Origin of the sequence: Arthrobacter subterraneus (assembly GCF_900099735.1) — a bacterium.
Taxonomy (GTDB): domain Bacteria; phylum Actinomycetota; class Actinomycetes; order Actinomycetales; family Micrococcaceae; genus Arthrobacter_D; species Arthrobacter_D subterraneus.
The window spans coordinates 149,870-170,145 of record NZ_FNDT01000005.1; the positions used below are offsets into that span (position 1 = coordinate 149,870).

16 protein-coding genes are annotated in these 20,276 nt (G+C 65.6%); 4 read left to right on the forward strand and 12 right to left on the reverse strand.

Features of this window, described 5'->3' with window-relative positions; genetic code table 11:
- Positions 1-20 precede the first annotated feature (20 nt).
- The 5 genes from iolD to BLS52_RS08040 all read right to left on the reverse strand — a co-directional run bounded on the left by iolD (position 21) and on the right by BLS52_RS08040 (position 6,137).
- Entirely contained in the window at positions 21-1,961 is a 1,941-nt protein-coding gene (gene iolD, locus BLS52_RS08020; RefSeq protein WP_090585752.1) for a 3D-(3,5/4)-trihydroxycyclohexane-1,2-dione acylhydrolase (decyclizing), read from the reverse strand.
- A 14-nt stretch (positions 1,962-1,975) separates the two neighbouring features.
- Entirely contained in the window at positions 1,976-2,905 is a 930-nt protein-coding gene (locus BLS52_RS08025; RefSeq protein ID WP_090585754.1) for a Cgl0159 family (beta/alpha)8-fold protein, read from the reverse strand.
- The gene (gene iolC, locus BLS52_RS08030) at positions 2,898-3,875 is read right to left on the reverse strand and encodes a 5-dehydro-2-deoxygluconokinase (protein WP_090585756.1); all 978 of its coding nucleotides are present in this window, start codon (positions 3,873-3,875) and stop codon (positions 2,898-2,900) included. The genes BLS52_RS08025 and iolC overlap by 8 nt, the downstream gene beginning before the upstream one ends.
- Positions 3,876-3,978: 103 nt before the next feature.
- Positions 3,979-4,395, reverse strand: coding sequence for a tautomerase family protein (locus BLS52_RS08035; RefSeq protein WP_090585758.1), 417 nt, complete (start codon positions 4,393-4,395; stop codon positions 3,979-3,981).
- Positions 4,396-4,529: 134 nt separating this feature from the next.
- On the reverse strand, positions 4,530-6,137 hold the full coding sequence (locus BLS52_RS08040) for an MDR family MFS transporter (protein ID WP_245702757.1): 1,608 nt from the start codon (positions 6,135-6,137) through the stop codon (positions 4,530-4,532).
- Between the two features lie 184 nt (positions 6,138-6,321).
- On the opposite strand from BLS52_RS08040, the gene nhaA reads away from it, so the two are divergent.
- Entirely contained in the window at positions 6,322-7,686 is a 1,365-nt protein-coding gene (nhaA, locus tag BLS52_RS08045) for a Na+/H+ antiporter NhaA (RefSeq protein ID WP_090585759.1), read from the forward strand.
- 19 nt (positions 7,687-7,705) lie between these two features.
- Here nhaA and purU read toward each other — a convergent pair whose 3' ends face one another.
- Genes purU through glyA form a run of 7 tightly spaced genes read right to left on the reverse strand, consistent with a single transcriptional unit; the run spans position 7,706 to position 16,486 of the window.
- Positions 7,706-8,650 (reverse strand): formyltetrahydrofolate deformylase, encoded by a 945-nt coding sequence (gene purU, locus BLS52_RS08050; protein ID WP_090585761.1) that lies wholly within the window; start codon positions 8,648-8,650, stop codon positions 7,706-7,708.
- A gap of 2 nt (positions 8,651-8,652) precedes the next feature.
- Entirely contained in the window at positions 8,653-10,038 is a 1,386-nt protein-coding gene (locus tag BLS52_RS08055; protein ID WP_090585763.1) for an L-serine ammonia-lyase, read from the reverse strand.
- On the reverse strand, positions 10,038-10,688 hold the full coding sequence (locus BLS52_RS08060; protein WP_090585765.1) for a sarcosine oxidase subunit gamma: 651 nt from the start codon (positions 10,686-10,688) through the stop codon (positions 10,038-10,040). Before BLS52_RS08060 ends, BLS52_RS08055 begins: the two co-directional genes overlap by 1 nt.
- Positions 10,681-13,632: a 2Fe-2S iron-sulfur cluster-binding protein gene (locus BLS52_RS08065; RefSeq protein WP_090585767.1), complete on the reverse strand. Its 2,952-nt coding sequence runs from the start codon at positions 13,630-13,632 to the stop codon at positions 10,681-10,683. Before BLS52_RS08065 ends, BLS52_RS08060 begins: the two co-directional genes overlap by 8 nt.
- A complete protein-coding gene (locus tag BLS52_RS08070) occupies positions 13,629-13,958 on the reverse strand; it encodes a sarcosine oxidase subunit delta (RefSeq protein WP_090585769.1) in 330 nt (109 codons plus the stop codon). The genes BLS52_RS08065 and BLS52_RS08070 overlap by 4 nt, the downstream gene beginning before the upstream one ends.
- Before the next feature lie 27 nt (positions 13,959-13,985).
- Positions 13,986-15,206, reverse strand: a complete 1,221-nt coding sequence (locus tag BLS52_RS08075) for a sarcosine oxidase subunit beta family protein (protein WP_090585770.1) — start codon at positions 15,204-15,206, stop codon at positions 13,986-13,988.
- On the reverse strand, positions 15,203-16,486 hold the full coding sequence (glyA, locus tag BLS52_RS08080) for a serine hydroxymethyltransferase (protein WP_090585772.1): 1,284 nt from the start codon (positions 16,484-16,486) through the stop codon (positions 15,203-15,205). The genes BLS52_RS08075 and glyA overlap by 4 nt, the downstream gene beginning before the upstream one ends.
- Before the next feature lie 142 nt (positions 16,487-16,628).
- Here glyA and BLS52_RS08085 point away from each other — a divergent pair, with 142 nt between their 5' ends.
- From BLS52_RS08085 to BLS52_RS08095, 3 genes are all read left to right on the forward strand, one after another.
- The gene (locus BLS52_RS08085; RefSeq protein ID WP_090585773.1) at positions 16,629-17,303 is read left to right on the forward strand and encodes a GntR family transcriptional regulator; all 675 of its coding nucleotides are present in this window, start codon (positions 16,629-16,631) and stop codon (positions 17,301-17,303) included.
- Between the two features lie 253 nt (positions 17,304-17,556).
- Entirely contained in the window at positions 17,557-18,909 is a 1,353-nt protein-coding gene (locus tag BLS52_RS08090) for an MFS transporter (protein WP_090585888.1), read from the forward strand.
- A 40-nt stretch (positions 18,910-18,949) separates the two neighbouring features.
- Positions 18,950-20,203, forward strand: a complete 1,254-nt coding sequence (locus tag BLS52_RS08095) for a M24 family metallopeptidase (RefSeq protein WP_090585775.1) — start codon at positions 18,950-18,952, stop codon at positions 20,201-20,203.
- Positions 20,204-20,276: the final 73 nt, after the last annotated feature.

Consider the following 20,276-nt stretch of genomic DNA (forward strand, 5'->3'; position numbering starts at 1 on the left):
CGCTCCTTTGCGTTGCCGTTTCAGCCCAGGAAGGGCTTCTGGCGGGACTTGTGGTGGGTGTAGGTCTGGTAGGCGTCCTGGGTGGATTCCAGCTCGGATACTTCCGAGACCGGAACATCCCACCAGGATTCGGAGCTGGGGGCGTCCAGCAGCGGGTCCGATTCGACGTGGATGACGACAGGGCCGCTTCCCTCGGTGCCGGACTTGGCGTCCTTGATGGCAACTTCGAGATCGGCGATCACGCTTGCCCCGGGCGCGATCCGGATCACCCTGGCGCCCAGGGATTCGGCGTTGGTGGCGAGGTCGATCGGCAGGGTTGGGCCGTCGTCGAACGTGTGTCGGTCCTTGTCCAGCGTGCGGTATCTGGTGCCGAAGCGCTGGGAGCCGAGCATCTCGGAGAGCGCGCCGATGGAAGCGTAGCCGTGGTTCTGGATCAGCACCACGATCAGCTTGATTCCCTCGGCGACCGCGGTCACCAGTTCGGTGTGCATCATCAGGTAGGATCCGTCTCCCACCATCACGACGACGTCGCGCTCCTGGCCGCCCCGTTGGGCTTCTGCGATTGCTGCACGCTTCACACCGAGCCCGCCCGGGATTTCGTAGCCCATGCAGGAGTACGCATATTCCACGTGGTAACCCCAGGGGTCGCGTACCCGCCACATCTTGTGCAGGTCACCCGGCAGTGAACCGGCGGCACAGATGACGACGTCCTGCGGATCCATCGCGCGGTTGGCGGCACCGATGATCTCATTCTGGGACGGCAACGGGGTGTGCCGCTCGTCGAACGCAGCATCGACGATGCTGTCCCAGCTGCTCTTTGCACGGGAGACGGCCTGCTCAAGGTCAGCGCCTGCCCGGTAACCGCCGAGGACCTCGGTGAGCTTGACCAGCGCCTTGCGGGCGTCGGCGACGATGGGCAGGGAGGTGCCCTGCTTGTACGCGTCGATGGCGGCAACATTGATGTTGATGAAGCGCACGTCCGGATTCTGGAATGCCGTGCGCGACGCCGTCGTGAAGTCTTCGTACCGGGTGCCGATGCCGATAATCAGGTCAGCTTCGGCCGCAATAGCGTTGGCCGCCGTCGTGCCGGTGGAGCCGATGGCCCCCAGTGAGTGACTCGAGTCCCAGGGCAGCACACCCACGCCGGCCTGCGTGTTGCCGACCGGGATCCCGGTGGCTTCGGTGAAAGCCGCCAGTTCGTCCTGGGCAAAGGCGTAGAGTACTCCGCCGCCGGCGACGATCAGGGGGCGCCTGGCAGCGCGGATAGCCTCGGCGGCCGCCCGGATGTCCTCCGCTTCCGGCTCGGGCCTGCGAATGCGCCAGTCACGCTCGGCGAGGAATTCTTCGGGCACGTCGAGCGCTTCGGCCTGTACGTCCTGCGGCAGAGAGATGGTGACGGCGCCGGTCTCGGCCGGGTCGGTGAGGACGCGCAGCCCATTCAGCAGCGCGGAGAACAGCTGCTCCGGCCGAGACACGCGGTCGAAGTATCGCGAGAGCGGTCTGAAGGCATCGTTGACGGAGACGTCGTATGCCTCCGGACGCTCGAGCTGCTGCAGAACCGGGTCCGCTGCCCGGGAGGCGAAGGTGTCGCTGGGCAGCAGCAGGACGGGAAGCCGATTGGTTGTGGCCAGGGCGGCACCGGTCAGCAGGTTGGTGGAGCCCGGCCCGATGGAGGTGCTCACAGCGTAGGTGGCGCGGCGGCGCGTGTGCCGGGCATAGCCCACCGCCTGGTGCACCTGAGCCTGTTCGTTGCGTCCCTGGTAGTAGGGCATCAGCGCAGGGTCGGAAACCTGGTACTGCTTGAGCGCTTGCCCGACACCTGCGACGTTGCCGTGCCCGAAGATCCCGAACATGCCCGGAATCAGCCGCTCGCGGTACACAGTGCCTGAACCCGAGCCGCCGGCAGTATCAACTGTGTACTGGCGGCCCAGGAATTCGACGACGGCCTGGGCGACGGTCATTCTGCGCGTAGCCATCAGAGGGCCAGTTCCTTTCGGGGTTCAGAGGTTGTATCGGTCCGCAGCAGCGAGGCGGCGGTGGCGACGGCTCCTGCGACGTCGTCGTCCTGGGGGTAAAGGAGGGTCCGACCGACGGTCAGGCCCTGCACGCCCGGCAGTGCGAGCGCACGGCCCCAGCTCTCGTACACCTCGTCCGGTGCCGCTGCCGGGTCACCGCCGAGGAGGACGGTGGGCAGCGTGGTGGAGTCCATGACCCGTTCCATCTCGGGGACGACCGGCAGCTTCATCCACGTGTAGGCGCTGCTGCTACCAAGGCTCTGGGCAATGGCGACCGACTTGATCACGGCGTCGGCGCTGAGGTCGTTGACGATCTTGCCGTTGTGCCACGTGGACAGGAACGGCTCCACCATGGCGACAAGCTGGTGCTCGGCGAGACTGTCGACCGCTTTCGCCGTGGCTTCCAGGGCGCGGGCTGTCGCGGGGTCACCGAGGCAGATGCGGGTGAGCATCTTGCCACCGGTGGCGCCGAGCTCGGCCAGGACGGGCGCTGTGTGGCCGGTGAACCGGTCGTCGATCTCGTTGACGAAGCCTGCCAGGCCGCCGCGGTTCATTGAGCCGAACAGCAGTTTCCCGTCCAGCGCGCCGAGCAGCAGCAGGTCGTCGAGGATGTCAGGCGAGGCGAGGACGCCGTCGACGGCGGGGTTGGACAGGGCGATCTGTAGCCGGTCCAGCAGGTCGAGCCGGTCGGCCATTGCCGCCGGGTTTGAACGCACCGCCAGGGCGCCCCGGGCCGGATGATCGGCGGCGACGATGAAATTCTGCTTACCGTAGATCAGGCCCGGGTGCGGTCGGCGCGTCTTGGCGGCTCGGGCGACGGCTCCTGGATCTTCCAGCCGGACCCGGCTGAGGTGATCGTAGCGTCGGGAGTCGGTGGTGGCTTCACGCATTGGTCGGCACCAGCCGTCCGCGTTCGGCCAGCAGGGAGGTGACTTCCTCCGGCGTCGGCATCGCGTCGGCGCACGAGAGGCGGGAGGCGACGATGGCTCCGGCGGTGTTCGCATAGTCCAGCACCTGCTGCAGCGGCCAGCCGGCCAGGAGTCCGTGGCAGAACGCGCCACCGAAGGAATCTCCCGCGCCGAGGCCGTTGACCGTCTCGACCTGGACCGGGGCAGAGACCACCCGTTCCGTGCGGGTCTTTGCCATGACGCCCTCATGCCCGAGCTTGACGACCGCGATCTCCACCCCGGCGGCGAGTAAACGGTCGGCCTGCTCATCCGGGCTGCCCTCACCGACGGCGACGGAGCATTCCTTGTCGTTGCCAATCGCAACGGTGACGTGCGGCAGGACCCTGGCGATCTGCGCTCGTGCGGCTTCTTCCGTTTCCCAGAACATGGGCCGGTAGTCGAGGTCCAGGATGGTGTACTGGCCCGCGACGAGTCCCGTGCGGGGGCGGACCTCGTGAGCTTTGAGATGCGCGCTGCGGCTGGGTTCCTGGGAGAGGCCGGTGACGGTGGACCAGAAGATCCGCGCATTCCTGATCGCGTCCAGGTCGAGTTCCTCCGCGCTGATCTGCAGATCAGGTGCTGTCGGGGTCCGGTAGAAGTACAGCGGGAAGTCGTGCGGCGGCTTGATCGCGCAGAAGGTTACAGGTGTTGGCCAGAGGGGCACCGCAGTCACGAAGCTGTCATCGACGTTGAACTTGCGCAGTTCACGGTGGAGGTAGGCCCCGAAAGGGTCCTCACCCGTGCGGGTGATTACCGCCGTCGAACGGCCGTGGCGTGCCGCCGCGACGGCTACGTTGGAGGGCGAGCCGCCGAGGTATTTCCCGAAGGACGTGACATCCTCCAGGTCGACTCCGATGTCGTTGGGATAAATGTCGACGCTTATGCGTCCGATGGTCAGCACGTCGTGGGGCACGGCGCACCTGCCTTTCGCATGCTGGCTGGAGCGGGTGTGAAGTGAAGCACATGTTCACTGTGCCTCATGACGCTTGTCCTGTCAAATGTTTGTACTGACATCGCTACATAGCCCCGGCTGCGGATGGGACCGCGAGTTCGCCGGTTACGTACTGCGCGCGACCGAACCCGAATGACCAGTCCCCTGCGCCATTCTCGACGTAGCCAATGAAGATGTCGGCGCCGTCGACACCCACTTGTCCGAGGCTCGATGCGACGCGGGCAAACAGGGCCGTCTTGGCGTCCTGACTGCGACCTCGCTGAGTGAAGATCTGGATCATCACCACGCCTTCGCTGCGCTCGAACCCAAGGCCTGCATCCTGGGCGCGCAGTTGCCCTGACGGATGCTCGGTGAGGATGTGGAACAGATCGCGCTCGGGGATCCGATACTCGTCAACGATCGCCCGATGTACGGCACTGCTGATGTCCTGTACTTGCTGGGGGGTCCGGCCGGTATTCACGTCAATGCGGACGAGGGGCATGGGGGCTCCTTGGGTAGTTTCCCTACTTTGTCCTGACATACTATCAAAACATGGAACCTGGCATAACCCCTCTGACGACAACTGTTGGCTCATTCCGGGCGGGCGGAGATGACGGGATGAAGCCGCCGGGCCCGTTATATCCGCCCGCCAGATGCCGGCTTGCGCTCCGCCTGGGCGTCCATTCCCGCCGAGAGGTCCGGAGCGGCCGACACCGGGGCATCCCGCTCGATCACCCTGGAGAGTTCCTTCTCGTGGACGAACGCGAACAGGAGCGCAGCGATCACACCGAGCGGCGCCATGTAGAGGAACAGCGGCGTGAGTGCGTCATTGTAGGACTGGATGATCGGCAACCGGAGGGCGTCGGGCAGCCCGCTGACAATCTCCGGAGTGAGCGAATTGGGGCCACCATCCAGCGCAGCCCCGCCGGCGGGCAACCGCTCCACCAGGAGTTCGGCCACCCGCGCGGTGAACAGGCTGCCGACAACTGCCGAGCCCAGGGTGGCGCCGATCTGCCGGAAGTAGTTGTTCGAGGCCGTCGCCGTCCCCACCACTCGGTTGGGGAACGTGTTCTGCACGATGAGCACCAGGATCTGCATGGTGAGCCCCAGCCCCGCGCCCATCACGGCGATGTAGGCGCAGATCACCCAGACCGCCACGAGCGGCCCCATGGTCGAAAGAAGCAGTAGCGCGGCGGTGACGGCGAGCGCACCGGCGATGGGCATCCACTTGTACCGGCCGGTCCTGCTCACCAGGAACCCCGAAACGGTGGAGGTCAGGATCAGTGCGCCCATCATCGGGATCATCAGGAGCCCGGCGTTGGTGGCGCTGGCGCCGGTCACCATCTGCAGGTAGGTGGGCAGGTAACCGATAGCGCCGAACATGGTTACGCCGATGAGCAGGCCGCCGGCGGTGGTGAGAATGAAGTTGCGTTCCCGGAACAGGTTCATCGGCAGGATGGGTTCCTTTGCCCTGCGCTCGACCGCAACAAACAGGCCGGCCGTCACCAGCGCGAGGGCGAGCAGGCCGAGAATCGGCGCCGACATCCACGGGTACCGGGTGCCGCCCCAGGTGCCCGCCAGAACCAGCGACGTCGTGGCAATGGCGAGCAGGACCATCCCGGCGATGTCGACGTGCGGGTGGGTCCGTTCACGCGCGGGCAGATGCAGGTGGAAGAGCACCACCACAACGGCGAGGAGCCCCAGCGGCATGTTGATCCAGAACATCCAGCGCCAGCCGGGGCCCTCGGTGAACCAACCGCCCAGCAGTGGTCCGGCCACCGAGGCGAAGGCAAAGACCCCGCCCATGGCACCCATGTATCTGCCGCGCTCCCGGGCCGGAACGACGTCGGCAATGATCGCCTGTGAGAGGATCATCAGTCCGCCGCCGCCGAGTCCCTGAACGGCACGGCCTGCGATGAGCCACTCCATGTTCGGCGCGAGGCCGCCAACGATGGATCCCGCCATGAAGATGCCGATGGCGAACAGGAGGAGGCCCTTGCGGCCGATCAGATCGCCGAGCTTGCCGTAGATCGGCATGACGATCGTCGCGGCCAGGATGTAGGCGGTGATCACCCAGAGCATCTGGTCGACGCCGTTGAGCTCGCCGACGATAGTGGGCAGCGCCGTGCTGAGGATCATCTGGTTCAGAGCGGCCAGGAGCATCGAAAGCATCAGGCCCACGAAGAGCAGGAGCAAGCCCGACTCCTTGCGGGCTTCCGGCCGCAGAGAAGTTGGTTGACTCACAAAACTATTATTGCACGCGCTCCCAGCTGCGCCCTGGCCGGCGCTTGATCCAGGGCCGACGTCGTTCCTCCCCCGTCCGGAAGATTGGGCACACACGCGATGACTACGTAGACTGAACGTTCTGGTGAGCCGGGAAGTCTGGTCGGCGTATGTCCACGCTGCCCGATCGACTCAAGGAACCACCATGACACCCGAGCATAATTCTCCCCCGGAAGACCACCGCCGTGACAGCCCGCGCCGGCGCAGCTATCCCGAAGTCCTGCGGATCGGCGAGATCCTGCGCAAGGAAACCGTCGGCGGCATCCTCCTGGTAGCCGCCGCCCTGATCGCGATTGTGTGGGCAAACTCGCCCTGGGCGGATTCCTACTTTGCACTGCGCAACTATGAGGTCGGGTATGAGCCGTGGCATCTGCGGCTCAGCCTGGGCAAGTGGGCAGCTGACGGACTTCTGGCGATCTTCTTCTTCCTGGTGGGCCTGGAGCTCAAACGCGAGTTCGTCGCCGGGGACCTGCGCAACCCCCGCCACGCCATGGTTCCCGTGGCTGCGGCCGTCGGCGGAGTGGCGGTTCCTGCGGGGATCTACCTGCTCTTCAACGCAGGCAGCGAAACCGCGGGCGGGTGGGCCATCCCCACCGCCACGGATATCGCCTTCGCGGTAGCAGTCCTGGCCATCATCGGTTCCCATCTGCCGCCGGCGCTCCGGCTGTTCCTGCTGACCCTCGCTGTGGTGGATGACCTGATGGCCATCACCATCATCGCCGTCTTCTACACCGAGGAAGTCGGAGTAACGCCGCTCCTGCTGGCGCTGATTCCGCTGGCCGTCTTCGCCTTCCTGGCGCAGCGCTTTCCCCGGTTCTTCGGCCTGCATGCCTGGGCAGCCTGGGTGATTCTCCTTCCCCTGGGCCTCGTGGTGTGGGTCCTGGTCCACGAGGCCGGCATCCACGCCACAGTAGCCGGCGTTCTCCTTGGCTTCGCGGTTCCCGTACTGCGCAGCCAGGCCAGCGGTGGCCCTGAAGCCGGGCATGGGCTGGCCGAGGAATTCGAGCACCGCTTCCGCCCGATTTCCGCAGGCTTCGCCGTTCCCGTCTTCGCGTTCTTCTCGGCAGGAGTGGCGGTCGGAGGCTGGGAGGGTCTGGGCGCTGCCCTCACCGCACCGGTCACCGTGGGCATTATCGTGGGCCTGGTCGCCGGGAAACCGATCGGAATTGTCGGCGCCACCTGGCTCACCATCAGGATCTCTGGCCAGCGCCTGGACCATTCCTACCGGTGGATCGACCTGTTCGGCGTCTCACTGCTGGCCGGGATCGGGTTCACGGTCTCACTGCTGATTGCCGAACTCAGCTTCCCGGCGGACAGTCCCAGTACCGACTTCGCGAAAGTTGCCGTGCTGACCGCCTCCGTACTGGCGGCGCTCATCGCCGCGGTGGTGCTCAGCACCCGCAACCGGCAGTACCGCAGGATCGAGGCTGAGGAGTCGGTCGACGCGGACCACGACGGCATCCCGGACGTCTACGAGACGGACGACCCCGCGGGCGACGCCCGCTCGTAGAAGCCCGGCGCGGCAGCGGTTACCGCAGCACGACCGTCCGGTTGTCCTGCAGGATCACTCTGCCCTCGCAGTGCCACTTCACCGCGTTGGAAAGCGCCTTGCACTCGGTGTCCCGACCGGCCGCGACCAGTTCCTCGGGGCCGAAAGTGTGGTCAACCTCCATGACCTGCTGGGAGATGATCGGCCCCTCGTCCAGCTCGCTGTCCACGTAGTGTGCGGTGGCGCCGACGGTTTTGACGCCCCGCTCGTACGCCTGGTGGTAGGGCTTGGCACCCTTGAAGCTGGGCAGGAATGAGTGATGGATGTTGATGGTCCGTCCGGTGAGCCGGGTGGCAAGTTCATCGCTGAGGACCTGCATGTATCTGGCCAGCACCACCAGCTCCACGTCATAGTCATCGACCAGTTCCAGCAGCCGCTGCTCGGCGGCCGGCTTCGTCCCGGCAGCGACCGGGACGTGGAAGAACGGGATCCCGTGCCACTCCACAAGTGACTGCTGGTCCAGGTGGTTGGAAACCACCGCAACAACCTCAACCGGCAGCTCACCGCTGGCGGCACGGAAGAGCAGATCGTTCAGGCAGTGCCCAAACTTCGACACCATGATCAGCACACGCCGCTTCTCACCGTGGCGGTGAAGCTGCCACCGCATTCCGAAGCGTTCGGCGAGCGGAGCGAAATCCTTCCGGAAACGTTCGGCAGCCCGCTCCGCCCGCTCCGTTTCCGACTCCACGTCCGGCTCAGGCGCCGGTTCGGACGCCACATGGATCCGCATGAAGAAGTGGCCCCGGCGGCGGTCGCCGAACTGCTTGTTGTCCACGATGTCGCAGCCGTGGTCCACCAGGAATCCGGTGACAGCGTGAACAATCCCGGGCGCCTCGGCGCAGTCGAGGGTGAGGACGTGTTCCACGGCGGTCCTTGTGGACGATCCGATGGCTGCTTCCGTCTGGTTCATCTGCAGGGTGGTCATTTTTAGCACTCCGTTACATTCACGGGGACGTTCACGGCGAGGCCGCCGCGGGAGGTCTCCTTGTATTTCGATTTCATGTCTGCGCCCGTGTCGCGCATGGTCCGGATGGCCTGGTCAAGGGAAACGATGTGCCCGCAGTCGCCGCTGAGCGCCAGCCGGGCGGAGTTGATCGCCTTGATGCTCGCGATGGCGTTGCGTTCGATGCACGGGACCTGCACCAGGCCGCCTACCGGGTCGCAGGTGAGGCCGAGGTTGTGCTCGATTCCCATCTCCGCGGCCTTCTCCACCTGCTGCGGGGAGCCGCCCAGCACTTCACAGAGAGCGCCGGCCGCCATTGAGCAGGCGGACCCAACCTCACCCTGGCATCCGACTTCAGCACCGGAGATCGATGCGTTCTCCTTGAAAAGAATCCCGATGGCTGCCGCGGTGAGCAGAAACCGGATGACGCCGTCGTCGTCAGCTCCCGGCACAAACTTCACGTAGTAATGCAGCACTGCCGGCACTATCCCGGCGGCGCCGTTGGTGGGAGCGGTGACGATGCGCCCGCCCGCGGCGTTTTCCTCGTTGACGGCGAGCGCAAAGAGGTTCACCCAGCCCATGGCCCGCAGGGGGTCGGCGGCGGCGTCGGCCTCGGTCAGTTCCTTGAAGAGCTGCGGCGCACGACGGCGGACCCTGAGTCCGCCGGGAAGGACTCCTTCGCTGTCGCAGCCGTTGGCGACGCACTCCTGCATAACCACCCAGATACGCAACAGTTCCCGGCGCAGCTCGGACTCGGTCCGCCAGGAGAGCTCGTTGGCCAGCATGATCCCGCTGACCGGCTTCCCTGTCCGGGCGCACTGTTCGAGAAGCTCCGCAGCCGTGCTGAAGGGGTACGGAACACTCGTCCGGTCGGCGCTGATGCGGTCCGCGCCGGCGGCGGATTCGTCGACTACGAATCCGCCGCCCACGGAGTAAAAGGTGCGCTCCAGGACGGGTATGCCGCCGTCGTCGAACGCTGTGAAGGCCATCCCGTTGGGGTGGTAAGGCAGCGCCTTCCGCCGGTGCAGGATGAGGTCCTCCGCGCTGTTGAACCCGATGCGCCGGCTGCCGGCGAGGTTGAGTTTCCCTTCCTCGAGCACCGCCCGGAACGCCTGTCCGGCAGTGGCGGTGTCCACCGTTTCCGGGTCCTCCCCCGTGAGCCCGAGCACCACCGCCTGGTCGGATCCGTGTCCCCGGCCGGTCGCACCGAGCGAACCGAACAGTTCCGCCCGCACCCGTCGGGTCCGTTCCAGCACCTCCTGTCCGCGCAGCTCCTCGATGAAAAGCCGCGCGGCACGCATCGGTCCCACCGTGTGGGAGGACGAGGGACCGATGCCGATGGAGAACAGGTCAAGTGCGGAGAGCTTCATCAGGGGACCTCGGGGGAACCGAATTCGGCCACGGCATCCAGCAGCCAGCGCGCAACGTACTCCGCGAAGGAGGCCCGCGGGAAGATCCGGTAGGTAGTCTCATCCACCTGCCACAGCAGCACCGGAACCGGGCCCAGCAGGGTGGACACCGCTGTCCCGGGCTTGAAGACCCGGGGGTGCAGATCCAGCGGACAGCCCTTCTCCAGCACCTTGCGGGCGGACGGACCGCTCAGTTCCAGGGTAGTCCGGTTGGCGGAGAGATCGACGACGGCGCCTGGCGCATCTCCCAGCGCAACTGCCAGTTCCCGCGCCGCGTCCGAGCCGTCGGGGGCCACCAGCAGGAACTCATCCGGCCCCTGCCAGAGGATGGCCGTTCCGGCCGGACTGCCGCTGACCTCACCGCAGCGGGTGGGCAGCGGGGCGCCGGCCGCTGCGGAGAGAGCGTCCCCCGCCGGTGAGGCTGGGTCTGCGCGCAGCCCCACCATGGTGAGGAACGGGACTTCGTGGAGTGCAGCGCCGGGGTTGGTTCCCTCCCATAGCGCCTCTTCCAGGTGCGCGAGCGGGCTCCGGCGCAGCTGCGCCCCAGCAACCCGTGCGTCCAGCGGTGATGTCGGTGATGTCGGTGATGTCATGGTTACCTGCTCAGCCATCGCGACGGCTCCCTTCGGCGTCGTACAGTACGGTTTCTCCCACGGTGACTTCGACCAGCTGGCCGTTCACCGGGGCAATGAGTGTTTCGCCGATGCGGTTCCGGCCGTTCCTGATCAGTGCCAGCCCGAAGGACCTGCCCAGCGCGGCGCTGTGGTAGCTCGAGGTGACGTGCCCTTCCATCGGCACCGGTCCCGCTTCCGGGGTGATCGGTACGCCGGTTGAGACAAGCTGGGTACCCTCGGGCAGACGGATTGTTCCGTCCACCGGCAGCACGCTCACCATGTGCTTGCGGTCCGTGCGGCTACTGTCCAGCCGCGCGTAGGAGCGCTTGCCGATGAAGTCCTTGACCTTCGAGACGATCCACTCCATGCCCGCATCCTGCGGGGTGACCGTACCGTCGGTGTCCTGCCCGACGATCGGGTAGCCCTTTTCGGCGCGCAGCACGTGCATGGTTTCGGTGCCGTACGGGGTGATACCGAACTCGGCTCCCGCGTCAGCGACCGACTCCCAGACGTGCAGCCCGTACCAGGAGGCCACGTTGATCTCGAACGCCAGCTCACCGGAGAAGGAGATCCGGCAGATCCGCGCCGGAACGCCGGAGGCCAGCACGGTTTCGCGGAACGTCATGAACCCGAAGGCGTCGTTGGAGACGTCCAGGTCCGGTGCCAGCCGGGCAATCACCTCGCGGGATTTGGGCCCGACGACGGCGACCGTGGAATACTGCTCGGTCACCGAAGTGAACACCACGTCGAGTTCAGGCCACTCGGTCTGGGACCATTCCTCCAGCCAGTCCAGCACCTTCGCGGCACCACCGGTGGTGGTGGTCAGGAAGTAGCGGTCGTCGTCCAGGCGGAGGTTGACGCCGTCGTCGAAAATCATGCCGTCCGGCGTGCACATCACGCCGTAGCGGGCGGAACCGGGAGCCAGCTTCTTGAACGCGTTGGTGTAGATCCGGTTGAGGAACTCACCGGCGTCCTTCCCTCGCACTTCGATTTTTCCGAGGGTGGTGGCATCCATGAAGCCGACGCTGTTGCGTACTGCCGCGCATTCGCGCAGCACCGCTGTGTCCATGTCCTCCCCCGGCTGAGGGTAGTACCAGGGACGCTTCCACTGGCCGACGTCCTCGAACTTCGCGCCGTGGGCAACGTGCCAGGAGTGGATCGGGGTGATGCGAGCGGGATCGAACAGCTCACCGCGCTCCCGGCCCGCAAGCGCCGCGAACGCGACCGGCGCGTAGGGTGCGCGGAAGGTGGTGGTGCCGATCTCGCCGAGGCTCGTGCCGCCGTCATTTCCGTTCAGTGCCGCGGCGATCACGCCGATGGCGTTGACCCCGGAGGTCTTGCCCTGGTCATTGGCGGTGCTGATGGAGGTGTAGCGCTTGATGTGTTCCACGCTGCGCATGCCGGCACCGGTTGCGCGGAGTACGTCGGCCACGGACTGGTCGCGCTGCAGATCCACGAAGTGCGCGCTCCAGTCCGTGCCCTCGGGCGCGGGGGCGAGCCACAGCGGACGGGTGACCCCGTCCGCGGGCGGCAAGTCGGCAAGCGGAGTTGCGGCCTGGATGCCGCCGTCGTTCACGAAGCCGGCGTTGAACGCGGCAATCGCCCCGGCTGACTTGCCCTCGGCAACACAGCCGTCCAGCCGGTAGGTGCCACGGGCGGCACCGACAACCTGCTGGGCCTCCACCTCGGCGGCGGGCACGAAGGCCACGAGGTCCTCGTCCCAGCGCAGTTTCCCCTGACGCTGGCTGTGCAGGTGGACTACCGGGCTGAAGCCGCCGGAGACTGCAAGAAGGTCACAGTCCAGAGTTTCCGCCTCGCCGGCCAGTGCGCCGTCGCTGTCGATCGCACTGATCGTCACCGAGGTGATCCTGCCCCTGGCTTCGGCGGTGCCGTTGTCCCGGGCGTCAGTGTCGATGACGGCGCTGCCGGGAATCACCCGGATGCCGGCCTCTGCCGCGCGGCGGGCAGCGGTGCTCAGGCCCGGGCGGGTGTCGACGACGGCGGCAACCGTGACACCCTGTGCTGCGAGCTCCCCGGCCAGGTCATAGACGCTGTCATTGGTGGTTGCGAGCACCACGTTGCGGCCGGCGAGTACGGCGTACCGGTTGAGGTACGTGCGCACGGCCGAGGCGAGCATCATGCCCGGCCTGTCGTTGTTCCGGAACACGAGCGGGCGTTCGTGGGCGCCGGTTGCGAGGACAACCTGGGCAGCCCGGATATGCCAGACGCGCTGACGGGAGACGCCTGCCGGCGCCGGGGTGGCCAGGTGGTCGGTACGGTTCTGGACTGCGATGAGGTAGTTGCCGTCATAGCTGCCGAAGACGCTGGATCTGCTGAGCACCGTGGTTTCGGGGGCAGCGGCCAGCTCGGCGACGACGGTCCGTACCCACTCGCGGGCTGGCACGCCGTCGATGGTCTCTGCAGCCGGGCCGTCTTCACGGGGACCGGACAGGACCGCGCCGCCCGGTTCGGGCTGGTCGTCCAGGAGGATGACGCGGGAACCGGTTGCCGCTGCCGCGCGTGCCGCGGCCAGCCCGGCCGGTCCGCCGCCAACAACGGCGACGTCGGTGTGAACGTACTTCTTGTCGTAGACGGCGTTGTCCGGGGTGGGGTCGAGTTTGCCCCTGCCGGACAGGTACCCGGCGCGGAGCCCGTCGACCAGTTCCACCATGGTGGCGGGAAGCATCGATTCTGCGGTGCCGCCGTCCTCCGCTGCCTCAACCCGGAGAAGCGCGTTGGGTTCATCGACTCCGGCGCTCATAATTCCGCGGGGCCGGCCGAGGTAAAGGGAGGGCGCGGCCGAAATCCGGCCGTTGGCCAGGAGCGCGGACGCCACAGTGTCGCCGGGGTGACCGGTGAACGCCTCGCCGTCGATGGTGAAGCTCAGTACGCGGGACCGGTCGATATGTCCGCCGGATGGCAGACGGTGGAACTGGCTCATCGGGGTCCTCCCGTTGGTCCGAAGGCGGGTGCGCCGGAGGGTGTGAGGGTGCTGGCATCGGGACGGGGCTGTCCCATGCGGTAGACAGAGAGAACCTCGTACGTGACGGTGTCGCGCAGCACGTTGAACCACCGGCGGCACCCGGTGCTGTGCACCCAGCGCTCCGCGGAGATTCCCTTCGGGTTCTCCCGGTAGAAGAGGTAACGCGCCCATTCCTCGTCGCTGAGGTCGGACGGGTTCTCGGGGTAGGCAACATGGGCCTGGCCGCCGTAGTGGTATTCGTTTTCGTCCCTGGCTCCGCACCAGGGGCAGTTGATCAACAGCATGACTGTCCTTTGATTAGTGGCGAAGATCTAGTGCGCTACGGCAGCTGCGCCGTGCTCATCGATGAGGGCGCCGGAGACAAAGCGGTCCAGCGCAAACGGGGCGTTCAGTTCGTGGGGCTCGCCCGAGGCAATGGTGTGGGCGAAGGCCCAGCCGGCGCCGGGAGTGCCCTTGAACCCACCGGTCCCCCAGCCGCAGTTGACGTACATGTTGTCCACCGGGGTCTTACCGACAATCGGTGAGGCATCGAGCGTCACGTCCACGATCCCGCCCCAGGTGCGCAGCACGTGCGCCCGGGCGAAGATCGGGAAGAGTTCGACGGCGGCTGCCATCTGTTCCTCGATGACGTGGAAGGACCCGCGCTGGCCGTAGCCGCTGTAGGAGTCAACCCCCGCCCCCATCACCAGCTCGCCCTTGTGCGCTTGCGAGACGTAGACGTGAACGTGGTTGGACATGACCACGGTAGGATGCACCGGTTCATGCAGTTCAGAGACCAGGGCCTGGAGTGGGTGGGACTGGATGGGCAGATCGAAGCCGGCGAGTTTCGCGAGGACGCTGCTGTGCCCGGCAGCGGCCAGCCCCACGGCGCCGGTGTTGATCCGGCCGCGGCTGGTCTCAACGCCGACCACACGGTTGCCGTCCTTGATGAACCCGGTGACCTCGCAGTTCTGGATGATGTCGACACCCATTTCGTCGCACTTGCGTGCGAATGCCCAGGCCACGTGGTCGTGCTTGGCGATCCCGGCGCGCGGCTGGTACGTCGCGCCAAGCACCGGGTAGCGGATGTTGTCGGAAATGTTGAGGATGGGGCAGAGTTCCTTGACCTGCCGCGGGTCCAGCCACTCCGCGTCCACGCCGTTGAGCTGGTTGGCGTTGACGCGGCGCATACTCTCGCGGACATCGCCCAGGGTGTGGGCAAGATTCATCACGCCGCGCTGGCTGAAGAGGAAGTCATACTCGAGTTCTTCCGGGAGTCGCTCCCACAGCTTGAGCGAGTGCTCGTAGATGGCCGCGCTTTCATCCCAGAGGTAGTTGGAGCGGATGATGGTGGTGTTGCGGGCCATATTGCCGCCGGCCAGCCATCCGCGCTCCAGCACGGCGATGTTGGTCATCCCGTGGTTCTTGGCGAGGAAGTACGCGGTGGCAAGCCCGTGTCCGCCGCCGCCCACAATAATGGCGTCATAGGAGGTTTTGGGCTCCGGGTTGCGCCAGAGGAAATCAGGATGCTCCGGCAGCAGATCGGCGGTCATGAAAGGTCTCCGTTCAGGTTCGGGTAGAGCGGGAACTTCTCGGCGAGGACGGCTACGCGGTCCCGCAGCTCCGCCTGGAGTTCGTCGGTCAGGTCAAGACTGAGGGCTGCTGCGATGATGTCTGCCACCTCGTCGAATTCACCGGCGCCGAAGCCCCGGGTTGCCAGCGCCGGCGTTCCGATTCGCAGCCCGGAGGAAACCATGGGCGGGCGGGGGTCAAACGGCACTGCGTTGCGGTTGACGGTGATTCCGATGCGGTGCAGCCGGTCTTCAGCCTGCTGTCCGTCGAGCTCGGAGTTGCGCAGGTCAACGAGGACCAGGTGCACGTCGGTTCCACCGGTGACCACCGAGATTCCGGCGCGGGCAACGTCGTCTTCCATCAGCCGTCCTGCCAGTGCGCGGGCACCGTCGAGGGTGCGCTGCTGACGTTCGCGGAAGTCCTGTGTTGCTGCCATCTTGAACGCAACCGCCTTGGCGGCGATGACGTGCTGCAGGGGCCCGCCCTGCTGCCCGGGGAAGACGGCGCTGTTGATCTTCTTCGAATACCCGGCGCGGCTGAGGATGACACCTCCGCGCGGCCCGCCGAGGGTTTTGTGCGTGGTGGTGGTGACAACGTCGGCGTAGGGGACCGGACTCGGATGCAGCCCGGCTGCCACGAGCCCGGCGAAGTGCGCCATGTCCACCAAAAGGAAAGCGCCGACCAGGTCAGCGATCCGGCGGAACTCCGCGAAATCAAGCTGGCGGGAATAGGCCGACCAGCCGGTGATGATCATCTTCGGCCGGTGCTCGAGCGCCAGTGCCTCCACCTGCGCCATGTCCACCCGGTGGTCATCCTCGCGAACGTGGTACGGCACCACGTTGTAAAGCTTGCCGGAGAAGTTGATCTTCATTCCGTGGGTGAGGTGGCCGCCGTGGGCGAGATTGAGTCCGAGGATGGTGTCGCCGGGATCCAGGAGTGCAAACATCGCGGCCGCGTTGGCCTGGGCGCCGGAGTGCGGCTGCACGTTGGCGTACTCCGCCCCGAAGAGGGCCTTCACACGGTCGATGGCGAGCTGCTCGATCACATCGACGTGCTCGCAGCCGCCGTAGTAACGCTTGCCGGGATAGCCCTCGGCGTACTTGTTGGTGAGGACCGAGCCCTGCGCCTCCATCACGGCCGTGGGCGCGAAATTCTCCGAGGCAATCATCTCCAGCGTCGACTGCTGACGCTCGAGTTCATGATCAATGGCGGCTTTGATCTCGGGATCTGCCGCGGCCAGGGTGATTGACAGGTTCGTCACGAGTGGCCCTTCCTTCGAAAGTAGACGACTAATGTCTGACTGATATATCAGTACTGGACTAAATGGTATGCTGTAGATCACACAGCGTCAACAGGCTCATGAAAGTGCCTGTGGCGGATCAGCCTGGGCAAAGGAGATACCCATGAGCGTGACCGAGGCATTTCCAGAAAGGACCGAAGGACACCTATCCCTGGCCGAGCGCGCCTACCGGGAGCTGCGCGACCGGCTGATCATGCTCGACATCCGGCCGGGTGACCCGATCAACGACGGTCAGCTTGCGGCCCAACTGGGCATCGGGCGCACACCCGTCCGCGAAGCGCTCAAGCGGCTGGAGACGGACCACATGGTGGTCTCCTACCCGCGCAGGGGAACTTTCGCGACGATTGTCGACATCACAGCCCTGGCGGACATTTCCGAACTGCGCCGCGTCCTTGAACCGCTGGCCGCACGCAAGGCCGCGCTCAGTGCCAATGCCCGGATGCGGGAGGAACTCTTCACCCTCGCGGATGACATTCAGCGTCTGGATGACGCCGCCCCGGGGAACATGTCGGACCTGATGCGCTACGACCTCAACGTACACAGGATCATCTACCGCACCGCGGGGAACCCGCACCTCGAAGACACCCTGATCCGACTGGATAACCTCGCAACCCGCATCTGGTGCCTCGTCCTGGACAAGGTGCCCACCGTCGCCGGGCACGTCTCCGAGCACGTCCGGCTCCTCAAGGCCATCGGCGACGGCGACGCGGACCAGGCTGCGAAACTCGCCCTGGAGCACATCACCAGCTTCGAGGAAACCATCCGCACCGTGCTGTAGGCACCGGGGTTTGGGTGGGTTTCATTGCCGCCCTCCTGCAGGGGGCCACGGAGTTGAACCGGCGGGCGGCCCGCAGGGATGCCTGGCCAAACGCCAACTCCGGAATTTTCCATGACCGTCTGTGAAGCGGAGCTGCACCCCGCCGCCACCGGTGCGCCCCTGTGGGTTCCGCTATTGACAGTGATCGACACCACATCTAGTCTGATGCAACAAGGTTGCACTGAATGCAACTCCCGACAACTTGGTGGTTTTCATGACTGGCACAACGGGCAACGACGCCCCTACCCTAGGACCGACCCTCAGCGGACAGGGACGAGTACATCCGACCGGAGTAGGCAAAGACACCCGACGGCGGGTAGTAGCCGCCAGCTTCATCGGCAACTTCGTCGAATGGTTCGACTACGCGGTGTACGGTTACCTCGCCACAACGATCGCAGCCGTTTTCTTCCCTGAGTCCGACCCGCAGGCCGCTCTTCTGCAGACCTTCGCCCTCTTCGCCGTTTCCTTCCTGGTCCGCCCGCTGGGCGGCTTCGTGTGGGGCCATATCGGTGACAAGGTGGGACGGCGGAACGCACTCTCCCTGTCAATCCTCATCATGTCCGCCGCGACATTCTGCATTGCACTGATTCCCAGCTATGCCAGCATCGGAGCCTGGGCGCCGCTGCTGCTCCTGTTCATCCGCATCATCCAGGGGTTCTCCGCCTCGGGTGAATATGCCGGCGCCTCAGCCTTCCTCGTGGAGTATGCGCCAGCCAACAAACGCGGACTCTACGCCGCGGTCGTACCCGCAAGCACCGCTGCCGGACTCCTGCTTGGTTCTCTGCTGGTTACCCTCATGACGAGCGTGCTCAGCTCGGACCAGATGGAAAGCTGGGGCTGGCGCCTCCCCTTCCTGCTCGCCGCTCCCATGGGCCTGATCGGTCGCTACATCCGCACCAAGCTTGAAGACACGCCGGTCTTCCGTGAACTCGCCGCCGAAGACAACGCCATCAAGGCACCGGTCCGCAGCCTCTTCAGGAACCATTGGCGCCAGTTACTTCAGGCCGTGGGAGCTGTGCTCCTCAACGCCGTGGGCTTCTACGTGATCCTCAGCTACATGCCTACCTACCTCTCTGCAGAGCTCGGCGTGGGTGCAGCGGAGTCGTACTTCGCCACCACCATCGCACTCGTCACGTATATCGGCTTCATCTTCCTCACGGGGATGCTCTCGGACCGCTTCGGCCGCAAGAAGGTGCTCATATCCGCCTCGGTGCTGTTCATAGTGCTCACCGTTCCGGCCTTTGCGCTGTTGGATACCGGCAACTTCCTCGTGATCGTGCTGGTCCAGATCCTGCTGGGCGCCATGCTGACACTGAATGACGGAACACTCCCGAGCTTCCTGGCTGAAATGTTTCCCACCAGGGTCCGGTACAGCGGTTTTGCCGTCAGCTTCAACCTCTCCAACGCACTTTTCGGCGGAACTGCACCCTACGTCGCCACGCTCCTCATTGCGCTGACCGCCAATGACCTTGCGCCGGCCTGGTACCTCGTAGGCGCAGCCTTCATCTCACTCATCGCGGTGTCCCTGTCACGGGAAACCAGCCGCGCGCCCCTGCGGCACCAATAAACCTTCCTCCACTGTTCACAACCCCTACCTAGGAGATTCGATGACGATCACAACTACGCCTGCAACCCGCGTTGCCGACCTCGGGCGCCTGAAGGTCCTGCACAACGGAACCAAGCAGCCCCTCACCTTCTCGGACGCTGAGTTCGAACGCCGCCTTGCCGGCCTCCGGCGGATCATGGCCGCAAAAGAGCTCGACGCCGTCATCCTCACCAGCTACCACGGCATCAAGTACTACTCGGACTTCCTGTACACAACGTTCGGCCGCAACTACGCACTGGTTGTCACCGCCGATGACTCGGTCACCGTAACCGCCAATATCGACGCCGGCATGCCCTGGCGCACCAGCTACGGCGAGAACATCGTCTACACCGACTGGAAGCGGGACAACTTCTATTTCGGTCTGCAGGAAGCCCTGCGCCAGCGCGGTGTCAGCGCCCGGCGTCTCGGCGTCGAGGACGACGCCCTGCCGTTGATGACCCGCGAGCGCATCCAGGCCGCCTTCGAGGGCGTCCAGCTGCTCGATGTATCCCAGGACGCCATGCGCCAGCGCATGATCAAGTCGGCCGAGGAGATCGAGGTCATCAAGCACGGCGCCCGTATCGGTGACCTGGGCGGTGAAGCCATCAAGGCAGCGATCCGCGAGGGCATCAGCGAATACGAGGTCGCGTTGATCGGCACCGAAGCCATGGTGCATGAGATCGCACGCACCTTCCCGCACCGCGAGGTCCGCGACACCTGGGTGTGGTTCCAGTCCGGCATCAACACCGACGGCGCCCACAACTGGGCGACCACCCGGAAGCTGCAGCGCGGCGACATCCTCTCGCTGAACTGCTTCCCGATGACCTCCGGCTACTACACCGCACTGGAGCGCACCCTGTTCCTCGGCCAGCCGGACGAGCGCAGCCTGGAGCTGTGGAACATCAACGTGGAGGTGCACCGTCGCGGACTTGAACTCATCAAGCCGGGCGCCGTCTGCAAGGACATCGCCGCCGAGCTCAACGAGATCTTCATCAGCCACGGACTGCTCGCCAACCGGACCTTCGGCTACGGCCACTCCTTCGGCGTCCTCTCCCACTACTACGGACGGGAAGCGGGACTTGAGCTCCGCGAGGACATCGACACCGTCCTCGAACCCGGCATGGTTGTCTCCATGGAGCCCATGATCACCGTGGCTGACGGTGAACCAGGTGCCGGCGGCTACCGCGAGCACGACATCCTCGTCGTCGGCGAGGACGGAGCGGAGAACATCACCAGGTTCGGCTTCGGCCCCGAGCACAACATCATCGACGCCTGAGCCGGTAATGACGACGGCGCCCCCCTTCCGGTGCCGGCGCCGCCGTCGTTCCTTTCCACACTTCGCCCACCCA